Genomic DNA, 18,497 nt, shown 5'->3' with positions numbered 1-18,497 from the left:
TATCTTTATCGAATCTACTAAGTTGCAGTTTATTATTTCCAAATTGCTTTGATGAATTTTTCCATGTTATCCCATGTGGTTTTTAAATCTTTTGATAAAGGTTGCATATTAGAATTGTGTACATACGCGTTTAATGTATTTGTAGAACCCAAATAATCCTGAGAAGATACAGAAGTATTTACAGGCTTTAATTCATCTCGAGTTAGAATCTTGTTATTTTCCATATACTCGGAAACTCTTTTTACTTTAACTACCAATTTACTGTTGGTGTTACAATCTGTTATGTTTTTCTTTTTAATATAGGCGTCTACACTTAATTCAAAAAAAACTCTGAATAAAACGGCGGCACAATTAGGAAATTCATCGACATTTAATGTCTGTAACTCTTTGTAGATGTAATTGATTCTTTTAATGTCGATTTTCATCTTAACGTCTTTGGGAATAAGAGTTTTTCTTAAGAATGATAATGGGAAGGGTTTTTTTGTATCATTATCTCTATTTTGACTTTGGGTGTGATTCTTTTTAGGATCTCCCTTCCTTAGGTTATTGGACGTGGTCTCGAATTTGTTTTTATCAGAATCGTTTTTATTGGTGTATGTTATGTTAGAGCCAGGTTTAATAATGCCTTTTGACTGATTGGGATTAGATTCCAGGTTAAAGAGATTACCTTGTTCGAGTAAATTTGAATTATCTCCATTTACAAGTTGATTGGAAATCAATTCATTTAAAGGAATATAGGTGCTAAATACTCTTGATTTATCTGGGGTTTGGGATTCATCGAATTTCTGTAAATATTCTATTCGATCGTGCTTGTAATAGATGTCTTTTACGTTGATATCTCCGCTGGATAAATCATTTACAATTTTATTTAGACCTTTTAGCAATTCCTCTAATGGAATATTTGTATATAGGATCTTGTTTTCCAGTTTAAGACCTAAAAAATCACGAACGTCTGGGTCGTCAATTAAGCGGCTAAGGTTAGATGTGTATATATTTTTAAAGTGACTTTCATAGCCGATGCTTTTTAAAAAGTCGATTAACTGAAGAACTGCTTTATTTTTACCAAGTCTTTCTTTCTCAAATCTAAGTAATTGTTCTCTATTCCAAGGAACAGTTCCAGCTCCAAAATTTTCTCCAGTATGTTTTAACTCAATCCAATGGTTGATTTCGTTTTCATTTTCAATTACGACACAATCAATGATATAGAAATCAGAAGGGTTAATTTGTTGATGTAGTTGCTTGAATCTAGAATGAATCTTTGTATGATGAACTATGACGTCGGGGTTTAATAATAATTTTAATGCTGTTATGCGCCTGTTTCCTTCTTCCACTATATAGTAACCTTCTTTTTCTGGATCTGGAGTTACCAATGGTAGGTCAATTGGATTTAGTCCGTGATCTACAATATCTTTTGCTAAGCGTAACAACTTATCACCAAGATTTTTAACAATATTTTCAATTGCTTCTAACTCAGTTTTTACTTTGTGGAATCTTGGGTTATTAAGATTCACTATCAATTTATTTAACTCAATGGATTTTATATTGTCTTTAGTCAACATAATTACCTCCAAAAAAAAGTCTCCTATTCACAGATTATACACAAAAGAGCAAATATTTGAAGTGGAAAAAGAAGATCTTATTCATGTACTTTGATATGTATAAAAATAATAATATTAAACTGAAAAGTTAAATAAAGACTAACGCTGGCCAAGATTCATTAATTATGGTAATATTCATTAATAGGAGGACGAAAAATATGACGAAAAAAGAAATTGCTTCCCCTCTTAGATTTCCAGGATCAAAGTCTCGTGTTTATAATAAGATGTGTAAATATTTTAATATTCCTCATTCTGAGTATAGAGAGCCGTTTGTTGGTGGGGGGTCTATTTTTCTAAAAAAAACCCTTGCTCAAAATAATTGGATTAATGATAAGGATGAATTGATTTACTCTTTTTTTATAATTTTGCGGGATAATCCCGAAGGATTATGTAAAAGAATTCGAGATATTGGACTGCCTACTGTTGAATTATGGCAAAAGCTCCGTAAGGAAGTTCCTAAAACTACGCTAGATAAAGCATTTTCATTACTTTTTTTTAATAGAACTAATTATTCTGGTATTTACAAGGCTAATCCTATTGGTGGCATGGGGCAAAAATCTAGATACACAATAGATTGTAGATGGAATGCCGACCTATTATGTGAAAGGATTATGGATTGTTCTAGAAAGTTAAAAGATGTAAAAATTACTTGCTATGATTATGAAGAATTATTATTATCTCCAGGTGAAGATGTTCTAATCTTTTTAGATCCACCATATTATGAAAAAGGTTCACAACTTTATCCAGTAAGTATGACACATGAAGAACATGTAAAACTTGCATGTTTATTGAGGGAAACAAGTCATAAATTTTTATTAACAATTGATGACTGCCCGATGACAAGAGAAATATACTGCCGTGGAGATTTTTATATAAATTCGGAGTCGTGGTCTTATACAATTAATTCTTCAAAAATAGATAAAGAAGGAAGAGAAATGTTTATTAGCAATTTTTATCCTGTAGACCAAAGTATTTTTGATTTTGACGTTTCTTTTTCAATACACGATAATGTATCATTGTAGTAAAGTATAGTATTTTATGTTTTGTATTACGTTTGCTAACAATAGCCGGAAAGATGTTATACGGGCTTATAGCCCGTTTTTTAATTTAATTATGGAAGCCCAAAGCTTATGAACTTCCAAAAGTCGAGACATTTAAGCCGCATTTGAAGATAAATGTTGACGAAATTCTTTTGGAGACAGGTATCCCAACATAGAATGTGACCACTCTTGCATTGTAGAATTGAACGTAGAGGACAATATCTTTTTTGGCTTCCAAGAAAGAGGAGTACAAATCTTTAGCGGGCATGTTCCGTTTTCCTTAAAATTGCCCCAACACGCTTTCTAGTCGCCTTCAATTTGTGTAAGTTAGTCACAGTCCTACTTTCTAACAAAGATTCTCCTCCGAAGAAATTTTGCAGTTATATTCGAAGGGGATTTATTAGACGGGAGTTGGTCAATTCAATTTTTTTCGGCGGTTCTAGGTCGACTATAAGCCGGCTATAACACAATCAAAGTGTCAAAACACTGTATGCCCCTTTCGGGTTGGAAGTATAATCGTTTGAAAATACATTAAAACTAAAAAATCGTTATATAGACCGGGAACCCGGCGGGAAAGGAGCAAACCGATGAAGATCAGCAAAAATACGGCAGAACATTATATTTGGGGACAGCAATGTGACGGATGGCATCTGGTGAAACGGGAAGAATTGAGCGTGATCCATGAGCGAATGCCGGCCGGTACGGAAGAAGTCAGGCATTATCATGAACAGGCGCGGCAGTTTTTCTTTGTCTTGAAGGGAGTGGCCACCATCGAGGTTGAAGGGGAAGTGATTCAGTTGCATGAGCAGGAAGGGATCGAGATTCCGCCGCGAGTGCCCCATCACATGATGAATAAGTCCGGACAGGAGATCGAATTTTTGGTGATTTCCCAACCGACGAGCAAAGGGGACCGGGTGGTTTTGCGCGATTGATCAATCTCTTCAAGATCATGGCGGCAAGAGGCGTTATCAAAACAGAAGCTTGCCGACCGGAGAAAAACGGACTTGGTCAACAAGCTGAACCCGGCGTATGAATTGCCGGGTTTCAGACGGTCGACAAACCTCATTTTCAAACCCTGCAAGAGGTCTTATCTGCAGCGGCCTTTGCGGCGGAAGAAGCCGGGAATTCCATGGATTCAGCCGTGTGGAGCATCAGTGATCAGGCTTCTCTTTTTTCTCTTCATCCGATGCATCTTTTTTATTTTGCTGGATAAGGTTTTTGGTGGTATCAAAATTACATTGATGAAGATGGCGATGATCGAACCGAATATCGTTTCCAAAATTCGCGCCCATTCATATCCCGGAGAATTTATAAAGGCCAAAACCATGATCACACTCACGCCGATCTGATTTGCAATCTCTTGATTCAGTTTCAAAAGTGTTGCAAGTGCCAGCCCGATCAAAACACTGAGGAAAACAGCAACTCCCGAAACCGGAATCCAGTGTGCGATCAAAATGCTTAGCATGACTCCGCCAATTACCCCGGATATGCGATTTTTCGCTTTTTCAAGGGATTCAGCTGCGGTGGCATTGGACACCAATACAGCAGCTAAAGGTGCCAAATAAGGAAAAAAATGAGGCAGAAATAAAGTCGCTAACCACCACGATATTCCCGCTGCGAGAGCTGTCTTGAATATGGGTAACGTAACTCCGATCGAGGTGAGCAGTGATCCTGTCTTTTCGATTTTCGCTTTGATATTCATCAGTGCTCCCCCTTTGCTGATTTGCTTCACAAAAAAAGCCCCGCGTTTTTGAAGGGGCTGATTGTAACGGAATGCCTTATAAACCGAGTGAAATGTATTTTATCTCCAAAAATTCTTCGATGCCATAACGACTTCCTTCACGGCCCAATCCACTCTCTTTAAATCCGCCAAACGGTGCTTGTGCTGCTGAAGGTGCGCCATCATTCACCCCAACAATGCCATATTCTAATGCTTCTGAGATATAAACGGCTTCCCTGAGATTTTCTGTATACACATAGGCCGCCAGACCATAAGAACTGTTATTGGCGCGTTCGATTGCTTCATCGATGGTTTTGAACGTTGCGACGGGAATGAGCGGACCAAATGTTTCTTCAACCATGCAAAGCATGTCATCTTTGGCATTGGCAATCACGGTTGGTTCGATAAAATATCCCTTTTGATTCGTTAATCTGTTTCCGCCGGTCAAGACCCGGCCGCCTTTTTGTTTCGCATCTTCAATATGCTTTATGACTTTTTTAACCGCTTCTTCATTAATTAACGGCCCAATGTCGGTGCTTTCTTCCAATCCATTACCCACTTTCAGTTTTGCTGCTTTCTCTGCCAATTTCACCGTAAATTCTTCAGCGATTGATTCATCTGCCAAGATTCGATTGGTACAGATACAAGTTTGTCCGGCATTGCGGAATTTGGAAGCAATGGCACCATCCACGGCTTTATCTATATCAGCCTGGGCTGTGACAATCAGGGGAGCGTGTCCGCCCAATTCAAGAGATATTTTTTTTACCGTATCCGCTGCTCCCCGCATGAGGATTTTTCCCACTGGTGTCGAACCGGTAAAAGTTAGTTTGCGGACCCGGCTGTCTTTTTGCCAAGCATTTGCAATCGATTCTGCATCTCCCGTTACGACATTGAGCACCCCGTTTGGGATGCCGGCTTGGTCAGCCAGTTCGGCCAGTTTCAATGCTGTAAAAGGAGTTTCTTCAGAAGGTTTTAATACAACGGTACACCCGGCGGCGAGGGCTGGTGCCACTTTTCTTGTAATCATTGCCGCGGGGAAATTCCAAGGAGTGATAGCGGCGATGACACCAACGGGCTGTTTCTGGACAAAGATCCGTTTGTCAGGAGAAGAAGCCGGAATCGTTTCACCGTAAATTCGTTTTCCTTCTTCTGCGTACCAAGAAATAAAACTATTCGCATAGGTGATTTCTCCTCTTGCTTCCTGCAGAGGTTTCCCTTGTTCCAGTGTCATGATTTCCGCCAGTTCATCTTTATGCTTCTCGATTAAATCAAACCATTTCATAAGTAATTTGCCGCGTTCTTCGGCAGGTTGCTTGGACCATTTTTGAAAAGCTGGGTAAGCAGCTTCTACTGCCATTTTGGCCTCTGTTGCCCCTCCATTGGGAACAGATCCTATGATCTTCTTTGTAGCCGGGTTTATGACGTCGATTTTATTGATGGCATCAATCCATCGACCGTTGATGTACATTTTATCAGGATGCATGGAATGGCCTCCTTTTGATCCAAGATGACTTTGTTGCTCTGAAGATACCCCTAGATTATCATGGATTTAATTGATTAAGTACTTCCTTTCTCTCTTAAGGGTATAACAAATGGTTATGGGTGATCGGAATGAATGTAGAATGGCTTGAAGCCTTTTTAATAACGGCCAAAGCTAAGAGCTTGACAAAGGCAAGCGAACAACTTCACATGACTCAACCGGCATTGAGCAAGCAAATGAGAAAATTGGAAGAGGATCTGGGCGCAACTTTGTTTATACGTTCTGCAACGGGAGTGGAATTAACAGAAGCCGGAAAAATTTTGTTTGAAGAGATCGAGCCTGTCTTGCGTAAAATCCATTCGATCCGTAAGGATATTTTAATGACGAAAGGAATAACGGGGATCAAGATAGGCACTTGGCCGAGTATTGCTGCTTTTTATCTTCCGGATCGGCTGGCCGCGGCTAAAAAAAGCCATAAGGATCGGGAAATCAGCATTAAAGTTTCTTATAGCTATAAGGAGATTTTGCGTTTTTTGCGTGAAGGAATCATCGATGTCGCATTATTGGATGACAGGGAAATACAACACCCTTATTGGTCGAAACAACTCTTTAGCGAACCTTTTTATTTATTTGTTCACCGTCAACACCCCCTGGCTAAACGGGATCACATTTATTTTAATGATGTTAAGGATGAATCTCTCGTGGTGCTGCCCCCTTCCTGTGACGTTCGGATATTGTTGGAAAAAGCATTTAAAATTCATAACGCTGATCTGAAAATCTCTTCTGAAATTGATTTCGGACAGAGTATCATCGGCTTTATCTCGGCAAATTTAGGAGTATCGATTCTGCCCGAAATTTTTACTCATCACGCAGATCAGTCAAGAATCAAGGCGCTTCCTATCGTGGATTTTAAAATGAAACGAGTCATTTCTCTCATTTCACGGAATCCGGATATGGGGAAGCTGCTTTTATCTCTATTGTTCAGTCCTTATTGATACGGGTTTTGTCCACCGGCACTGTGATCAAAAAAGGATCGGGGGAGAATGGCGGATTGCCCAACCTTTCTCCCCGCTGTCTCGCTTGTGGTCTATTCACGTTTAAACGCATATTTCTGAATTTTTTCCTCCGCGATTGTACACCCGATCCCCTCCCGGCCGGACAAATGGACGGTTCCATCCCGCACCTGCAATCCGTCCGCTGCCGGATCATCGGCAAGAAAGAACGGCCCGTTTAAATCCACCGGGATTTGCAGATCGAGATAATTGAACAGATGGGCGCTGGCGGTCAAGCCCAGCGTCGATTCCGTCAGTCCTCCTCCCAGCAAACCCAAGTTGGCTTCTTTGGCAATTTCCCCGCATAACCTTGCTTCTTTGAGCCCGCCCGTTTTTGTCACTTTGATTACGACCATATCACATGCTTCGGTGCGGATCGCCTGGATCAGATCGCCAGCTGACCAAATGCTTTCATCCAAGGCGATCGGGGTACCGGTTTTTCGGCGCAATTCGGCGTGTCCGGTCAGATCGTTTGCCTTGAGGGGCTGTTCAAACACGTCAACGCCGATTCGTTCCATTTCCCGGGATAAGCGCACGGCCTCTGTCAAAGTGTAGGCCTGATTGGCATCTGCCCGAAAATAGAGTTCGGGTGCCGCTTGTTTAACCGCCTCCAGGATTTGGACGTCCAGTTTTGGATTCAACCCGATTTTGACGTCAATGGCCAGGTATCCGTTTTCCTTGGCCTCTCGTGCTTTTTTGCAGGCCTGGTCAGGATCGTTGGTGCTGATCAGGTAAGAAAGGCGGATCGTGTCTTTAAAGGTGCCCATCCAGAGCCCGGGGAGGTGGGTTCCATGGTGTTTGGCGAGCAGATCATGAATGGCCATGTCGACGGCTGCTTTGGCGATCGGCATTCCTTTGCTGAATCCGGCGGCGATACTCCGGTCCATCAACCGGTGAATCCGGTTCAAATCGCGGACGGATTCGCCGAGCAGAACCGGTTTTAAATAATGTTCAATTGTCGTGGTGACCGATTCAAGGGTTTCATAGCTCCAGCGGTGGCTGGGCCGGGCTTCCCCCCAACCTTCCGCCCCTTCATCATCGGTGATTTTGACATAAACATGGGGTGCACCTTGTCCCAGATCCCCGACTTTCCCGCCGGAGATAAAGAAATTTTGTTTCATCGGCAATGTTAACGGAAAAACTTCGATTTTGCTGATTTTCATCTTTACACCCTTACCTTTCCCGCGTCACTGTCAATCTCTATGCCCCGCTTCCGTTATTCCTGCTCCTTGGAGATAACCATTGCTCTTTGTGCCGGGCGATAAATGCATCGTCATTCAAGTGCGGATACTCGCGGTAGACCCGGTCAATTTCCTCCAGTTGCCCCGGTGACAAGACTTCATCGGGGTTGAGGCACCAGCGGCCCTCCAGCAGTCCCTGGCGGCGGAGGACTTCATGAATTCCGGCGATGCATCCGGCAAAGCGGTTGGCGGAGTCAAAAAAGGCGGCATTGCAGTCGGTTATCTGCACTGCAAGCTCCAGAAGACGGGGCGGAATCGGTTGCCGGTTGTCGCGGATCGATTTGATTTCTTCAAAGAGTTCGACGGCTTTCTTGGTCCAGACGGCCCAGTGTCCGAGCAGGCCGCCGGCGATTTTCTTTTCTGTCCACTTCCCGTTGACCCGGAAGCGATAAGTGGTCAGCAGGTCTGCGACGATATTGTCATCATTGCCGGTGTAAAGGGCGATTTCCTCACATCGCTTCGCATGGCAGACTGCCCTGACTACATCCAGCGTTTGGTAACGGTTGAAGGGGGCGATTTTGATTGCCATCACACCGGGGATGTCCGCGAATGCTTTCCAGAAGTCGAAACTGAGGTATCTTCCGCCGACCGAAGGCTGAAGGTAGAAGCCGAATACAGGAATGATTTCTGCCACTTTTTCCGCCCGTTGAATCAGTTTTTCTTCGGACAGTTCCTGCAAACCGTTCACACTGAGCAGACCCAGATCATAACCGAGTCCGGCTGCCAATTCGGCTTCCCGCAGGGCCTGATCGTCCGGCCCGCAGATGCCGGCTACTTTGATGAAAGGCCGGTTCAGCCCGGCATGTTCCACTTCCTCGGCAGCCAGGCGCAATACCGGTTCCAGCAGATGATGCTCCCTGATCTCAAACTGCGTTGTATGGACGGCAACGGCAATTCCTCCTGCTCCCGCCGCCATGTAATATCGCGTCAAGGCCCGCTGCCGCTGTTCATCCAACTGTCTTGAACGATTCAATGCCAGCGGATGGGCCGGAATCACCACACCTTCATGCAAGGCATCTTTGATTTCCGGTCTGCATTCTTTTCCGCTGTTCATGGTCAAAAAGCTCCTTTTCGTTCCTGAAAGTGGGTGGGTTTATCCAGCGTTTCACCGCCGGAGGCAACCCAGTCGGCCGTCCAGTCGATCATTTGCTTCAGAGTAACCCGGGGATAACCAAACAGCTTATGGGACTCTGATGCATTGCTTAACAAAGCCGTATTTTCTTCATCATGATGAAATTCCGGTTCGACATTGAAACGCTTGGCAAATTCTTTCGCCAGCCAGTGGATGGAGACGGTTTCCGGGCCGGTTACATTTAAAATGCGGGGAGGACATTCGCAAATGGCCAGGGAACGCAGAGCGAATTCATTGGCATCCCCCTGCCAGATTACATTGACATGACCCATGCGCAGATCAATGGGTTTTCTTTCATAGACAGACCGGGCGATTTCCAGGAGCACCCCATACCGCAGATCATTTGCGTAATTCAGGCGAAAGTGCACCATCGGGATTTTGTGGAGACGGGAGAAATACTCAAAAACCCGTTCCCGTCCCAAACAGGATTGCGCGTACTCCCCGACAGGGGCCGTGGGATGATCTTCGGTGACGCCCTGCATGGAAACGGGAGTAAGCGGATATACATTTCCGGTGGAAAAGGAGACAATCCGGGAATGGCGGTACTTCTCGGCGACCCGCCCGGGGAGATAAGCATTCATCGCCCAGCTGTAATATTCCCGACCCGTTGTGCCAAATTTGTTTCCCGCCATAAAAATGACGTTTTTTACGTCCGGCAATGATTGCAATTGCTCTTCGTTCAAGAGGTCGGCGGCGATGGTTTCAATTCCGGATGCTTCCAATTCCTCCCGCAGATTTCCCGATGAGAAGCGGGAAACGGCAAATACTTTTTTCTTTGCGCCAGCCTCATCAATGGCGTTTTTTGCCAATCTTGCCAGGCTGGGTCCCATTTTGCCTCCGGCGCCGAGGATGAGAAGATCTCCATCCAACTTAGCCAGAGTCTCCGTCAATTTTACGGAAGGTTCGGACAACTTTCGCTCCAGCTCCTGAACACTTTTCATCAGATTTCATCTGCCCCCTTGTAGCAGGATCTTTTTCTTATTTTCCCGGAGGAAGGGAAAACAAATCGCTTCAAGGTGGAAGGACGGGGCATTTGCCCAACCGGTTTCGCACCAAACCCGCGGTTTCGCGTTTCAATTGCAATTCATCCGAAGACGGCGGAAGTAAAAAAGGCTTTTACCCTGCAAGTTGCTTTGCAAAGTAAAAGCCTTCTGTTTGCATTTTTACTGGAATGCCTGGCTGACAAAGTGCAGCAGGAACAGCCCGGCAATGATATAGAGCGGAAAAGCCACTTCCTTTGCCCGCCCCGTAAACAGTTTCATCACCGGATAAACGATGAATCCGAAGGCAATCCCGTTTTCGATGCTGAACGTCAGCGGAATAAACGCGATGATGATATAAGCGGGAAAACCTTCAGTCAGATCATTCAAGGGAATATTTTTGATGTTTTCCAGCATCAGCCCGCCAATCAGGATCAAAATCGGGGCGATCGCCGGATCGGGAATCAACTTGATCACCGGGATGAAAAAGAGCGAAAGCAGAAATAAGCTTCCGGTTGTGATCGCCGTCAAGCCTGTTTTCCCGCCGGCAGCAATCCCGGCTGCGCTCTCGACGGTCGCGACGGTGGGACTGGTTCCCAAAAAACCGCAGGTGATCACCGAAAGGGCGTTGGCCTGAAACGCTTTTTTAAAGAGATGGGCGTCCGTTTGGCCCAGCATGTGCAAGTGTCCGTGAATCAAGCCGATATTTTCAAACACCAGCACCAATGCCAACGAAAAAGCGGCTGCCCAGAAGGGAACGGACAAAACCCCGGACCAGGATGGTGCCATAAAAACGGAAGTAAAACTGTTTAAGTTGAGCCCCTCCCAGGAGAAATGTTCCACATTCGCCGCACCAAAGGCATAGGACAAAATCGTGCCGGCCACGATACTGATCAGCAGGTTGCCGGGAACGTTTTTGACAAACAGGAAAATTGTGATCACCAGGGTCAGAAGGGTGACCAACAAGGCTGGTGAGCGAAAGTCGGCCAATTCGATAAACGTGGTTTTACCGGGATGAATCACGCCGCCTTTTTGCAGGCCGATAAACGTAAGCAGCAGTCCGATCCCGACAGTAATCGCATTTTTCAGCGTATCGGGGATTGCTTTTGTGACCAGATCGGCCAGCTTGCTGAACGCAATCAGGGCAAACATCAACCCGGCGGCCACCACGGATGCCAGTGCCGCCTGCCAAGACAATCCCATCGATTTGACCAACGTATAGGTAAACAAGGCATTGATCCCCAAGCCGGGGGCGAGCAAAATCGGCGTATTGCTCCAGAAGCCCATGAGCAAACAGCCGACAAAGCTGGAAAGCGCCGTTGCGATGATGGCGCCTTCAAGCGGAATGCCGGCATCGGCCAGGATCGAAGAATTGACAACGATAATATAAGCAGCGGTAAAAAACGAAAGAACCCCGGCCATGATCTCTTGTTTGGCCGTTGTTTTCCATTTGTTTTTATTTAAACGTGCTTGTAACGCCTCCACTTCATTTCCTTCCTCATTGTAGCCCCTCTCCCAACCCAAAATCGTCAAAAGCGATTTTTAATTCATTCATTATAGAAAGAAGAAGGCATTGTTGTCAATAATGTGCATGGTTATAAACAAGTTTGCCTCGCAAACGAAAAACCACAAAAAGGACCACTCTCAACAGGGGGATTTTCTCACAACCGCTTGAACGCGACGAAGGAATTGGAGTGGAAATTCCTCAGACCGGCAGCGACTTTTGCCACGGATGGCTGAAACGGGCAAGTGTCCCGGCCGAAACATGCGGATAAACAGCCGGTTCCACCAATCCTTCAATTCATCCCCCTGTATTCTTAAGAATGGCCTGCATCTGCGGAGTTATTTCAATCTCTTCACGATCTTTTCCAAATGCAGATTTCGCGAGGCTTTGAAATAGATGATTGCGTTTTTGGGAGAACGGGCCAAGTGACGGAGCAATTGACTCGACTTTGTAAAGTTAAATACCTTGTTTTTGTTCATCCCGCTTTCCACGGCGGCCTTTGCGATGAATCGTCCGTATTTGCCGACCGTGATCAATTGATCCAGTTCCATGGTGGCTGCATATCGGCCCACCAGTTCATGCGCCGCCCGGGTATATTTCCCCAGCTCCAGCATATTGCCGAGGACAGCGATCTTCGGCCTTGTTCCCCCTACATTTTTTAATACTTCCAATCCTGCTTTCATCGCCGTCGGATTTGCATTCCAAGCGTCATTGATCAAGATGCGCCCATACCGGCCGCGGATAAATTGCAAACGCATCTTGGGAGCCTGGAAAGTGGCAAGTCCTTTTTGAATTTCGCTTTTGCTCGCGCCGTAAGCCCATGCGACTCCGATGGCGGCCAGGGCATTATAGACATTGTGGGTTCCGAAGGTGGGAATCCAAACGGGAAACGACTCGTTGCCGATCGAAGCCACAAAGTTCATGCCGGTTCGGGTGTAGTGGATGTTGCTTCCTCTGATGTCGGCGGGGTTTTCAATACCGAATGTATAGACGGTTCCTTTGAAACGGCTGAGATTCAGTTTGCGGGAACGGGCATTGTCAGCATTTAAAAACAACACTCCGCCCGGGCGCACTCCGTCTACCATTTCCTGTTTCGCTTTCACAACCAGGTCGATCCCGCCCAAGGCGCCGGCGTGTGCCTCCCCTACATTGGTGATGACACCGATTTCGGGTTTGACTATCTTACACTGGCGAATGATGTTGTTCAGCGATTTCATGCCCATTTCCAATAAGAGGAGTTTTGTGTTCGGGTTCAGCCGAGTCAAATATGAAGGCAGGAACACGAATGTGTTCAGGTTGTCCTTCGTTTTTACCATCGGACCGTGATTTTTCAGGATGGAAGCGACCATCTCAGTCGTTGTCGATTTGCCGGCGCTTCCGGTAATGCCGATCACGCGGAGCGGTTTGCATTGTTCCCAGTTCCATTTTGCGATTTTCCAGAAGGCGGCGAAAGCATCACGCGTGCGGATCAGACCGACTTCCTTTGGCAAAGCATGGCTGGAAACATATGGCGGAAGCACGACAGCTATCGGTTTGATCCTTTGAATGGCGGGCAGCTGCTTTTTTTCCCAATTGACCTTCCGGCTGAAAAAGTAAACTTGATGGGGTTTTAATGATTTGGGATTGCCAAAATTAACGGATTGAACAAGTTTGGCGGGATTGGCTTGGATGAGTGTTCCGTCCATCACTTGTGCCATTTTGCCGAGCGAGATTGTTTTCATTCCCGTTTCCTCCCTAGGCTGGTTTCATCACTGATCAATAGCCACCCAGGCCATGTGTTGCTTTATCTTATTCCAAATGGGTAAAAGAGGAATGGGTATCTACCCCGGGAGAGAGGAGAAATATGGAAGAGAGTGCAGATCGCTTGTTTTCCCGATTTCAAAACAAGTTTCCGCCGCTTTAGTTCCGGGCAGTTCGGGATCCGGCCGGTATCTTTTCTCACGGCAGGCCATCTCGGTAAGCTGAGGCGAGGAGGGTCAGGCTAGTGCGTCCATACCGGCAGGGGTTCTTCATGGCTGAAAAAGCCAAACATTTGCCAATGATACACTTGGATTTAAAGTGGAAGCGGTTGGACTCGATCCGGGGAAGGGGGGGCAATTGTGGTTTTTTCAGACACTCCGGCAGGGAAACAGCTCAATCCGTAACTTTCCGCTCCTGATCTGGGGCACATGAAGTGTGATCGTTCCTGCTTGGGTGGTTGGTTGAGCTGTTCCCGTAGCCTTGGCGGTGCTCTGAGGCTCGTATGGCTCCGCAGCAAGTGTTCGGTCATTTGAGCCTTCAAAATCTTGTGAGATGCTGTGCTGATTATTCAACATATATAATTCAGTATTCGGAGTCTAAAACAAGCGACTGTACACGAAAAGGAGCAAGGGGTAAGAAATGATGAGGATCGAAAAAGCGATTAAGATACTGAGATCGAGATTGATCAAATGCAGTTTCAAAGAAATCAGGTAGATCAGTCCGACACAAATCAGCCCGATAATATAAGACAGGTGTCCGCTTTTAACCTTAATGAATTGAGTTCTTTCATCGTTATGAGCCAGATTAACATTGGCAAACGTATAAAACAAAAGAGAGAATCCCAAAGAAAGCGGTAAAATAGAAGCCCGAATCTCGTTTATGGCCTCTAAAATTCCCCCGAAGATAATGATAATTGCGAATAAACCAAAGAGGAACTGATAAGTTTTTCTGTTATCCAAATTTATCCTCCTCCATGATAAATACTTCTTCAATCAAGCAACCAAACACCTTAGAAAGTGAAAAGGCTAAAGACAGCGATGGATTATATTTTCCATTTTCAATCGAAATAATTGTTTGTCTTGAAACATTGACTAACTGTGCCAGTTTTTCTTGCGAAAGATTATGCTTCTTCCTCAGTTCCCTAAGTCGGTTTTTCATAACATCACCTAACTGCTTTCCCGTTATTAAACATGATATTACAAAGCAGCCTTTATGTAAAGTTACCTTTACATTTGCCGGGCATTTCCCTAAATATCAATCAAGATTAAGACCTGAATTTTCGTCATATTCCAATGTGATTTGGTTGCCCCGGCTTTTTCGCATTGTTCCGGGGCTTCACTTCAAGTGGAGGAGATGAAGCGCGCCCCTCAGCGCAGACACGGGGGAAATCGTGATTTCACCCCTCAACATACGAACCCAATTTTTGGCACAGCCGGGCCCACCCCTGATCCATACGTTTGCGCACAATCGTGTGCGGTTCCCCGAATTCGGTCACCTGATCGGCATCCCAGCCGGAATGGATCAACGTCACTTCGGTTTGACCGTCAAGATCTTTTAATTCAAAAGTAATGTTCCAGTCTTTGCCCCAGTTGAAAGAAAGGCGGTGAGGAGGATCCACTTCCGTCACTTGGCAAGGGGACATGCCAAAATGCCCTGCATTCAGGTGAAATTCATGGCCTGACACGGGCTGGAAGTCATTTGGCATAAACCACGCGGCAAGGCCTTCCGATGTAGCGATGGCATTCCATACTTTATTGATCGGAGCATTGAAAACGGAAGTATGCTGAATATCCGGCAGTGTATGTTGTCCTTGTTTTTCCATGTTTCTTCCTCCAAGGATGAGATTTTGCAGAAAGGCGGGAGGCCAGGCGGGTACATATTTTGTTTTGCCCCGAAAATTGACGTACAATAGCAAAGAAATACAAGGTTGTTTAGAAAGGATTATTCTCATGTTGGAGCAGAAACAAACGCCAAAACGCAAAAATGAACATATCGAAATCGCTTTAAATAAGGACGTAACCGGGAAAAAGGTGACTTCCGGATTTGAGAGGTACCGCTTTCTGCATCAGGCGTTGCCGGAAATCGATTTTTCCGAAATCTCCCTCTCGACCCGCTTCCTCGGCAAACGGATGAAGGCGCCGCTGCTGATCAGTTCCATGACCGGAGGAACCAAAGAGACAGGCGAAATCAACAAGAGATTGGCTGTGGCCGCCCAGCAGAGGGGATGGGCGGTGGGGCTCGGCTCCGGACGGGCGGCCATTGAATATCCCGAGGTGGCGGAGACGTTTCAGGTGCGTTCGGTCGCGCCGGATATTCCGCTGCTGGCCAATTTGGGTGCGGTTCAGCTGAATTATGGCGTCAGTGTTGACGATTGCCGGCGGTTGGTGGAGATCGTTGAAGCCGACGCGCTGATTCTCCACCTTAACCCGATGCAGGAAGTGTTTCAGCCTGAGGGAAATACCCGCTTTCGCGGCTTGCTCTCCAAAATCGAAAAGGTTTGCCGGGCGCTTGAGGTGCCGGTGGGAATCAAAGAAGTAGGGAGCGGCATTGATGGAGATCTGGCCGTTAAGCTTTATAATGCGGGCGCGGCGTTTATCGATGTTGCAGGCGCGGGGGGAACCTCATGGATCCAGGTGGAGAAATACCGCTCTAAAAAACCGCTGTTAAAAGAAGCGGCAGAATCCTTTCTTGATTGGGGCATTCCCACAGCCGATTGTCTGATCGGAATCAGAAAAAAAGTCCCGCAAGGTTTCCTCATTGCCAGCGGCGGACTCTCTTCCGGGGTGGATGCGGCCAAAGCGATCGCGCTGGGAGCAGATCTGGCCGGATTCGGCCGGTCGCTTTTGCCGGCAGCAGCACGGAAATCGGCTGATGCCATGGTTGCCCGTCTGGAAAAGATCGAATTGGAGTTGAAACTGGCCATGTTTGGGATCGGTGTGGCCGATGTGACAGAGCTGAAAAAAACAAATAGGCTTACCGCTGCCCGGGATTGATGTGAAACAGGTTTCGAATCCCATTGCCCGGCTGGTTCCGAGTGAGTCAGAACCGCTCTCTGGTCAATGGGGTTCTCCGGCTAACCCGGATCCTCTTAAAGTCGCAAAGAATTCAAGATAAATTTTGCAAATAATGACCTTATTATGCCATTTCCATGTTAAAATAGAATCGGACTTTATATTTTTACATTACTAGAGGGAGAATAAGAATGGCCAGCCATTACAGCAGTATCGGTTTTTGTGTGGAAAGTGATGAAGAATGGGTTCAGCTTTTGGAGCGTTGTAATGAAATGGCGGAAAGCAGGGAAAATGAACAGAGCCGCTATCTTTTATGGAAGGTGTCGGAAGAGATTGAGCTGATTTTGCCCCTGGATGAGGAAGGAAAGGTATTCGCCTGCCATCCGCATTTTGCGGGGAAAGGACGCATGAAGGCGACACTGGAACATTTTTATCCGGGGTCGAAATACCCGCTCGATATTACTTTGCTCGCCTGGGTGAAACATGAAATCAGCCATTTCGGCGAGATGACCGGCGATTTTCCCTTTGTGTTTGATCCGCCGGAATATGGTTCGTTTTTGGCTCTGAAACCGTTTCCGAGGTCGGTCAATCTACAAATTGCTGCATTTGCCCATCGGTTGCAATGTTTTATCGATGAAGAAGATTATCTTCTTGCCCAGGAAAGCGGTGGGCTGATGTATGCAGCGGAATCATTCGTTCCGATCGGGATGTTTGTCGAAAATGACAAGGACCCGGAAGCGATTGCCTTTTTCAGCGGAAAAGTGCTTGAGGCTGAGAAAAAACAAAATCCCGAGACGGGAGCAGAGTTTTGGTATCTGCTCGTCAAAACGTTGGGCGGAACCATCGATGTTGTGGCAGATCCGGAACTGATGGCGGGTGTGCCCGTTGAGGAGGGCATCGTCTGCGGGGAGTTTTGGCTGAGCGGCAAGCTGGCAGAGGAATGAGGAAAGCGGGGTGAAGAAAAAGAATTTGTGGTAAGATAGGTTATAGCATCGTTGAAACGGAGTGGGAGCGATGACGGCTGAGGAGACTTTTTTTCAAATATTTCTTTATCCCGAAAACTGGGATTATACATTAAACCTCATCTTTTTGCTGATCGCCGTGGCTTATTTATTGCTGACAGGCCCTTTCCGGAACAGGCTGAAAGGAGAAGAAGCGGTTCCGGTCTGGAAAAAGATCTGCTTTTTGCTGGGGCTGATCGTTACTTATTTTTCGCTGGGAAGTCCGCTGGATCTGTTGACACATGAGCTTTTCAGCATGCACATGCTCCAGATGTCGCTCATGTTTTTTGTCGCACCGCCATTGTTGCTCCTGGGAATTCCGGCGTATTTGCTTGATCCGGTCGTCCGCCTTCCGGGGGTTCACGGGCTGATAGCCTTTTTTACCCGACCGGTCATCTCGATGTTTTTCTTTAATGGGCTGATGTGGATTTATCATGTGCCGCCCATCTTTGAAGCAATCATGTCATCCCACGCCGGACATAACGCTGCCCATGCGCTGATTCTGTTTGCTTCCCTGTGCATGTGGTGGCCGATCATCGGACCGGTGCCCGGGATGGATCGCCTCAAGCCGCTGTTAAAGCTGGCGCTGATCTTTGGAAACGGCGTTTTGTTGACACCTCCGTGCGCCATGATCACCTTTACGGACAGCATCCTGTACCCGACGTATTCCCAGATGTCGCACATGTTGCCGCTCATGTCCCCCCTCCATGACCAGCAGCTTGGCGGCGTGATCATGAAAGTGGTCCAGGAAATCGTGTATATCTTTGCCATCGGGCTCGTATTTGTCAAGTGGATTCGATTGGAGCGCGAGAAGGATGAGCGGGAGCAGCTGGAATTGGAAAAACAGGGGCATGTTCTGTCCAGGCAGGAGTAAAGGGATGTTGCGCAGGAAAAGCTTCATGCCTGATCTGAATAAGAAACCGAACACCGGGCGAAAAGCGGCCCGGTGTTTTTTGTTATGTGACGTTTTGACGGGCAGGCGAATAATTTACAGGGGA

At 46.1% G+C, this 18,497-nt stretch carries 17 protein-coding genes; 6 read left to right on the top strand and 11 right to left on the bottom strand.

The window, feature by feature from the left end:
- Positions 1 to 32: 32 nt before the first annotated feature.
- Positions 33 to 1,556, bottom strand: a complete 1,524-nt coding sequence (locus I8U17_RS07760) for a ParB N-terminal domain-containing protein (protein ID WP_198059236.1) — start codon at positions 1,554 to 1,556, stop codon at positions 33 to 35.
- 200 nt (positions 1,557 to 1,756) lie between these two features.
- On the opposite strand from I8U17_RS07760, the gene I8U17_RS07755 reads away from it, so the two are divergent.
- Both I8U17_RS07755 and I8U17_RS07750 read left to right on the top strand, forming a co-directional pair.
- On the top strand, positions 1,757 to 2,620 hold the full coding sequence (locus tag I8U17_RS07755; RefSeq protein WP_198059235.1) for a DNA adenine methylase: 864 nt from the start codon (positions 1,757 to 1,759) through the stop codon (positions 2,618 to 2,620).
- Positions 2,621 to 3,225: 605 nt separating this feature from the next.
- Positions 3,226 to 3,570 (top strand): cupin domain-containing protein, encoded by a 345-nt coding sequence (locus I8U17_RS07750; RefSeq protein ID WP_033099888.1) that lies wholly within the window; start codon positions 3,226 to 3,228, stop codon positions 3,568 to 3,570.
- A 203-nt stretch (positions 3,571 to 3,773) separates the two neighbouring features.
- Here the strand turns inward: I8U17_RS07750 and I8U17_RS07745 are convergent, their stop codons facing one another.
- Together I8U17_RS07745 and I8U17_RS07740 are read right to left on the bottom strand one after the other, a co-directional pair.
- On the bottom strand, positions 3,774 to 4,340 hold the full coding sequence (locus tag I8U17_RS07745) for an FUSC family protein (RefSeq protein ID WP_081943708.1): 567 nt from the start codon (positions 4,338 to 4,340) through the stop codon (positions 3,774 to 3,776).
- 76 nt (positions 4,341 to 4,416) lie between these two features.
- Entirely contained in the window at positions 4,417 to 5,841 is a 1,425-nt protein-coding gene (locus tag I8U17_RS07740) for an NAD-dependent succinate-semialdehyde dehydrogenase (protein WP_033099889.1), read from the bottom strand.
- Positions 5,842 to 5,969: 128 nt separating this feature from the next.
- On the opposite strand from I8U17_RS07740, the gene I8U17_RS07735 reads away from it, so the two are divergent.
- On the top strand, positions 5,970 to 6,833 hold the full coding sequence (locus I8U17_RS07735; protein ID WP_198055782.1) for a LysR family transcriptional regulator: 864 nt from the start codon (positions 5,970 to 5,972) through the stop codon (positions 6,831 to 6,833).
- A gap of 92 nt (positions 6,834 to 6,925) precedes the next feature.
- On the opposite strand, the gene I8U17_RS07730 is transcribed toward I8U17_RS07735, so the two are convergent.
- The 8 genes from I8U17_RS07730 to I8U17_RS07695 all read right to left on the bottom strand — a co-directional run bounded on the left by I8U17_RS07730 (position 6,926) and on the right by I8U17_RS07695 (position 15,309).
- A complete protein-coding gene (locus I8U17_RS07730) occupies positions 6,926 to 8,053 on the bottom strand; it encodes a mandelate racemase/muconate lactonizing enzyme family protein (RefSeq protein WP_033099891.1) in 1,128 nt (375 codons plus the stop codon).
- Between the two features lie 37 nt (positions 8,054 to 8,090).
- Positions 8,091 to 9,185 carry a dihydrodipicolinate synthase family protein gene (locus I8U17_RS07725; protein ID WP_198055784.1) on the bottom strand — a complete coding sequence of 365 codons (1,095 nt, stop codon included), beginning with the start codon at positions 9,183 to 9,185 and terminating at the stop codon, positions 8,091 to 8,093.
- A gap of 2 nt (positions 9,186 to 9,187) precedes the next feature.
- Entirely contained in the window at positions 9,188 to 10,204 is a 1,017-nt protein-coding gene (locus I8U17_RS07720) for an NAD-dependent epimerase/dehydratase family protein (RefSeq protein WP_198055785.1), read from the bottom strand.
- A gap of 222 nt (positions 10,205 to 10,426) precedes the next feature.
- Positions 10,427 to 11,728 (bottom strand): NCS2 family permease, encoded by a 1,302-nt coding sequence (locus I8U17_RS07715; protein ID WP_370589226.1) that lies wholly within the window; start codon positions 11,726 to 11,728, stop codon positions 10,427 to 10,429.
- Positions 11,729 to 12,085: 357 nt separating this feature from the next.
- Positions 12,086 to 13,468, bottom strand: a complete 1,383-nt coding sequence (locus tag I8U17_RS07710) for a UDP-N-acetylmuramoyl-tripeptide--D-alanyl-D-alanine ligase (protein WP_033099895.1) — start codon at positions 13,466 to 13,468, stop codon at positions 12,086 to 12,088.
- Between the two features lie 615 nt (positions 13,469 to 14,083).
- Positions 14,084 to 14,446 (bottom strand): hypothetical protein, encoded by a 363-nt coding sequence (locus tag I8U17_RS07705; protein ID WP_198059234.1) that lies wholly within the window; start codon positions 14,444 to 14,446, stop codon positions 14,084 to 14,086.
- Positions 14,439 to 14,645 (bottom strand): helix-turn-helix transcriptional regulator, encoded by a 207-nt coding sequence (locus I8U17_RS07700; protein ID WP_033099897.1) that lies wholly within the window; start codon positions 14,643 to 14,645, stop codon positions 14,439 to 14,441. Before I8U17_RS07700 ends, I8U17_RS07705 begins: the two co-directional genes overlap by 8 nt.
- A 238-nt stretch (positions 14,646 to 14,883) precedes the next feature.
- On the bottom strand, positions 14,884 to 15,309 hold the full coding sequence (locus tag I8U17_RS07695) for an SRPBCC family protein (RefSeq protein WP_198059233.1): 426 nt from the start codon (positions 15,307 to 15,309) through the stop codon (positions 14,884 to 14,886).
- Positions 15,310 to 15,436: 127 nt separating this feature from the next.
- Here I8U17_RS07695 and fni point away from each other — a divergent pair, with 127 nt between their 5' ends.
- The 3 genes from fni to I8U17_RS07680 all read left to right on the top strand — a co-directional run bounded on the left by fni (position 15,437) and on the right by I8U17_RS07680 (position 18,373).
- Positions 15,437 to 16,480 (top strand): type 2 isopentenyl-diphosphate Delta-isomerase, encoded by a 1,044-nt coding sequence (fni, locus tag I8U17_RS07690; RefSeq protein ID WP_198055788.1) that lies wholly within the window; start codon positions 15,437 to 15,439, stop codon positions 16,478 to 16,480.
- A gap of 209 nt (positions 16,481 to 16,689) precedes the next feature.
- Positions 16,690 to 17,442, top strand: a complete 753-nt coding sequence (locus tag I8U17_RS07685; protein ID WP_033099899.1) for a hypothetical protein — start codon at positions 16,690 to 16,692, stop codon at positions 17,440 to 17,442.
- 70 nt (positions 17,443 to 17,512) lie between these two features.
- Entirely contained in the window at positions 17,513 to 18,373 is an 861-nt protein-coding gene (locus I8U17_RS07680; protein WP_052153991.1) for a cytochrome c oxidase assembly protein, read from the top strand.
- The last annotated feature ends 124 nt before the right edge of the window (positions 18,374 to 18,497 follow it).

The organism is Thermoactinomyces sp. CICC 10521 (assembly GCF_016055135.1).
Taxonomy (GTDB): domain Bacteria; phylum Bacillota; class Bacilli; order Thermoactinomycetales; family Thermoactinomycetaceae; genus Thermoactinomyces_A; species Thermoactinomyces_A daqus.
The sequence above is the reverse complement of the archived record's forward strand: the minus strand, read 5'-3'. Positions and strand labels throughout refer to the sequence as shown.

What these genes read in the sequence shown, in the direction of transcription:
- I8U17_RS07680 (WP_052153991.1), top strand. Translation starts at nt 17,513, where the DNA reads ATGACGGCTGAGGAGACTTTTTTTCAAATATTTCTTTATCCCGAAAAC.
- I8U17_RS07740 (WP_033099889.1), bottom strand. Translation starts at nt 5,841, where the DNA reads ATGCATCCTGATAAAATGTACATCAACGGTCGATGGATTGATGCCATC.
- I8U17_RS07745 (WP_081943708.1), bottom strand. Translation starts at nt 4,340, where the DNA reads ATGAATATCAAAGCGAAAATCGAAAAGACAGGATCACTGCTCACCTCG.
- I8U17_RS07735 (WP_198055782.1), top strand. Translation starts at nt 5,970, where the DNA reads ATGAATGTAGAATGGCTTGAAGCCTTTTTAATAACGGCCAAAGCTAAG.
- I8U17_RS07750 (WP_033099888.1), top strand. Translation starts at nt 3,226, where the DNA reads ATGAAGATCAGCAAAAATACGGCAGAACATTATATTTGGGGACAGCAA.
- I8U17_RS07685 (WP_033099899.1), top strand. Translation starts at nt 16,690, where the DNA reads ATGGCCAGCCATTACAGCAGTATCGGTTTTTGTGTGGAAAGTGATGAA.
- I8U17_RS07755 (WP_198059235.1), top strand. Translation starts at nt 1,757, where the DNA reads ATGACGAAAAAAGAAATTGCTTCCCCTCTTAGATTTCCAGGATCAAAG.
- I8U17_RS07725 (WP_198055784.1), bottom strand. Translation starts at nt 9,185, where the DNA reads ATGAACAGCGGAAAAGAATGCAGACCGGAAATCAAAGATGCCTTGCAT.
- I8U17_RS07710 (WP_033099895.1), bottom strand. Translation starts at nt 13,468, where the DNA reads ATGAAAACAATCTCGCTCGGCAAAATGGCACAAGTGATGGACGGAACA.
- I8U17_RS07730 (WP_033099891.1), bottom strand. Translation starts at nt 8,053, where the DNA reads ATGAAAATCAGCAAAATCGAAGTTTTTCCGTTAACATTGCCGATGAAA.
- I8U17_RS07720 (WP_198055785.1), bottom strand. Translation starts at nt 10,204, where the DNA reads ATGAAAAGTGTTCAGGAGCTGGAGCGAAAGTTGTCCGAACCTTCCGTA.
- I8U17_RS07695 (WP_198059233.1), bottom strand. Translation starts at nt 15,309, where the DNA reads ATGGAAAAACAAGGACAACATACACTGCCGGATATTCAGCATACTTCC.
- fni (WP_198055788.1), top strand. Translation starts at nt 15,437, where the DNA reads ATGTTGGAGCAGAAACAAACGCCAAAACGCAAAAATGAACATATCGAA.
- I8U17_RS07700 (WP_033099897.1), bottom strand. Translation starts at nt 14,645, where the DNA reads ATGAAAAACCGACTTAGGGAACTGAGGAAGAAGCATAATCTTTCGCAA.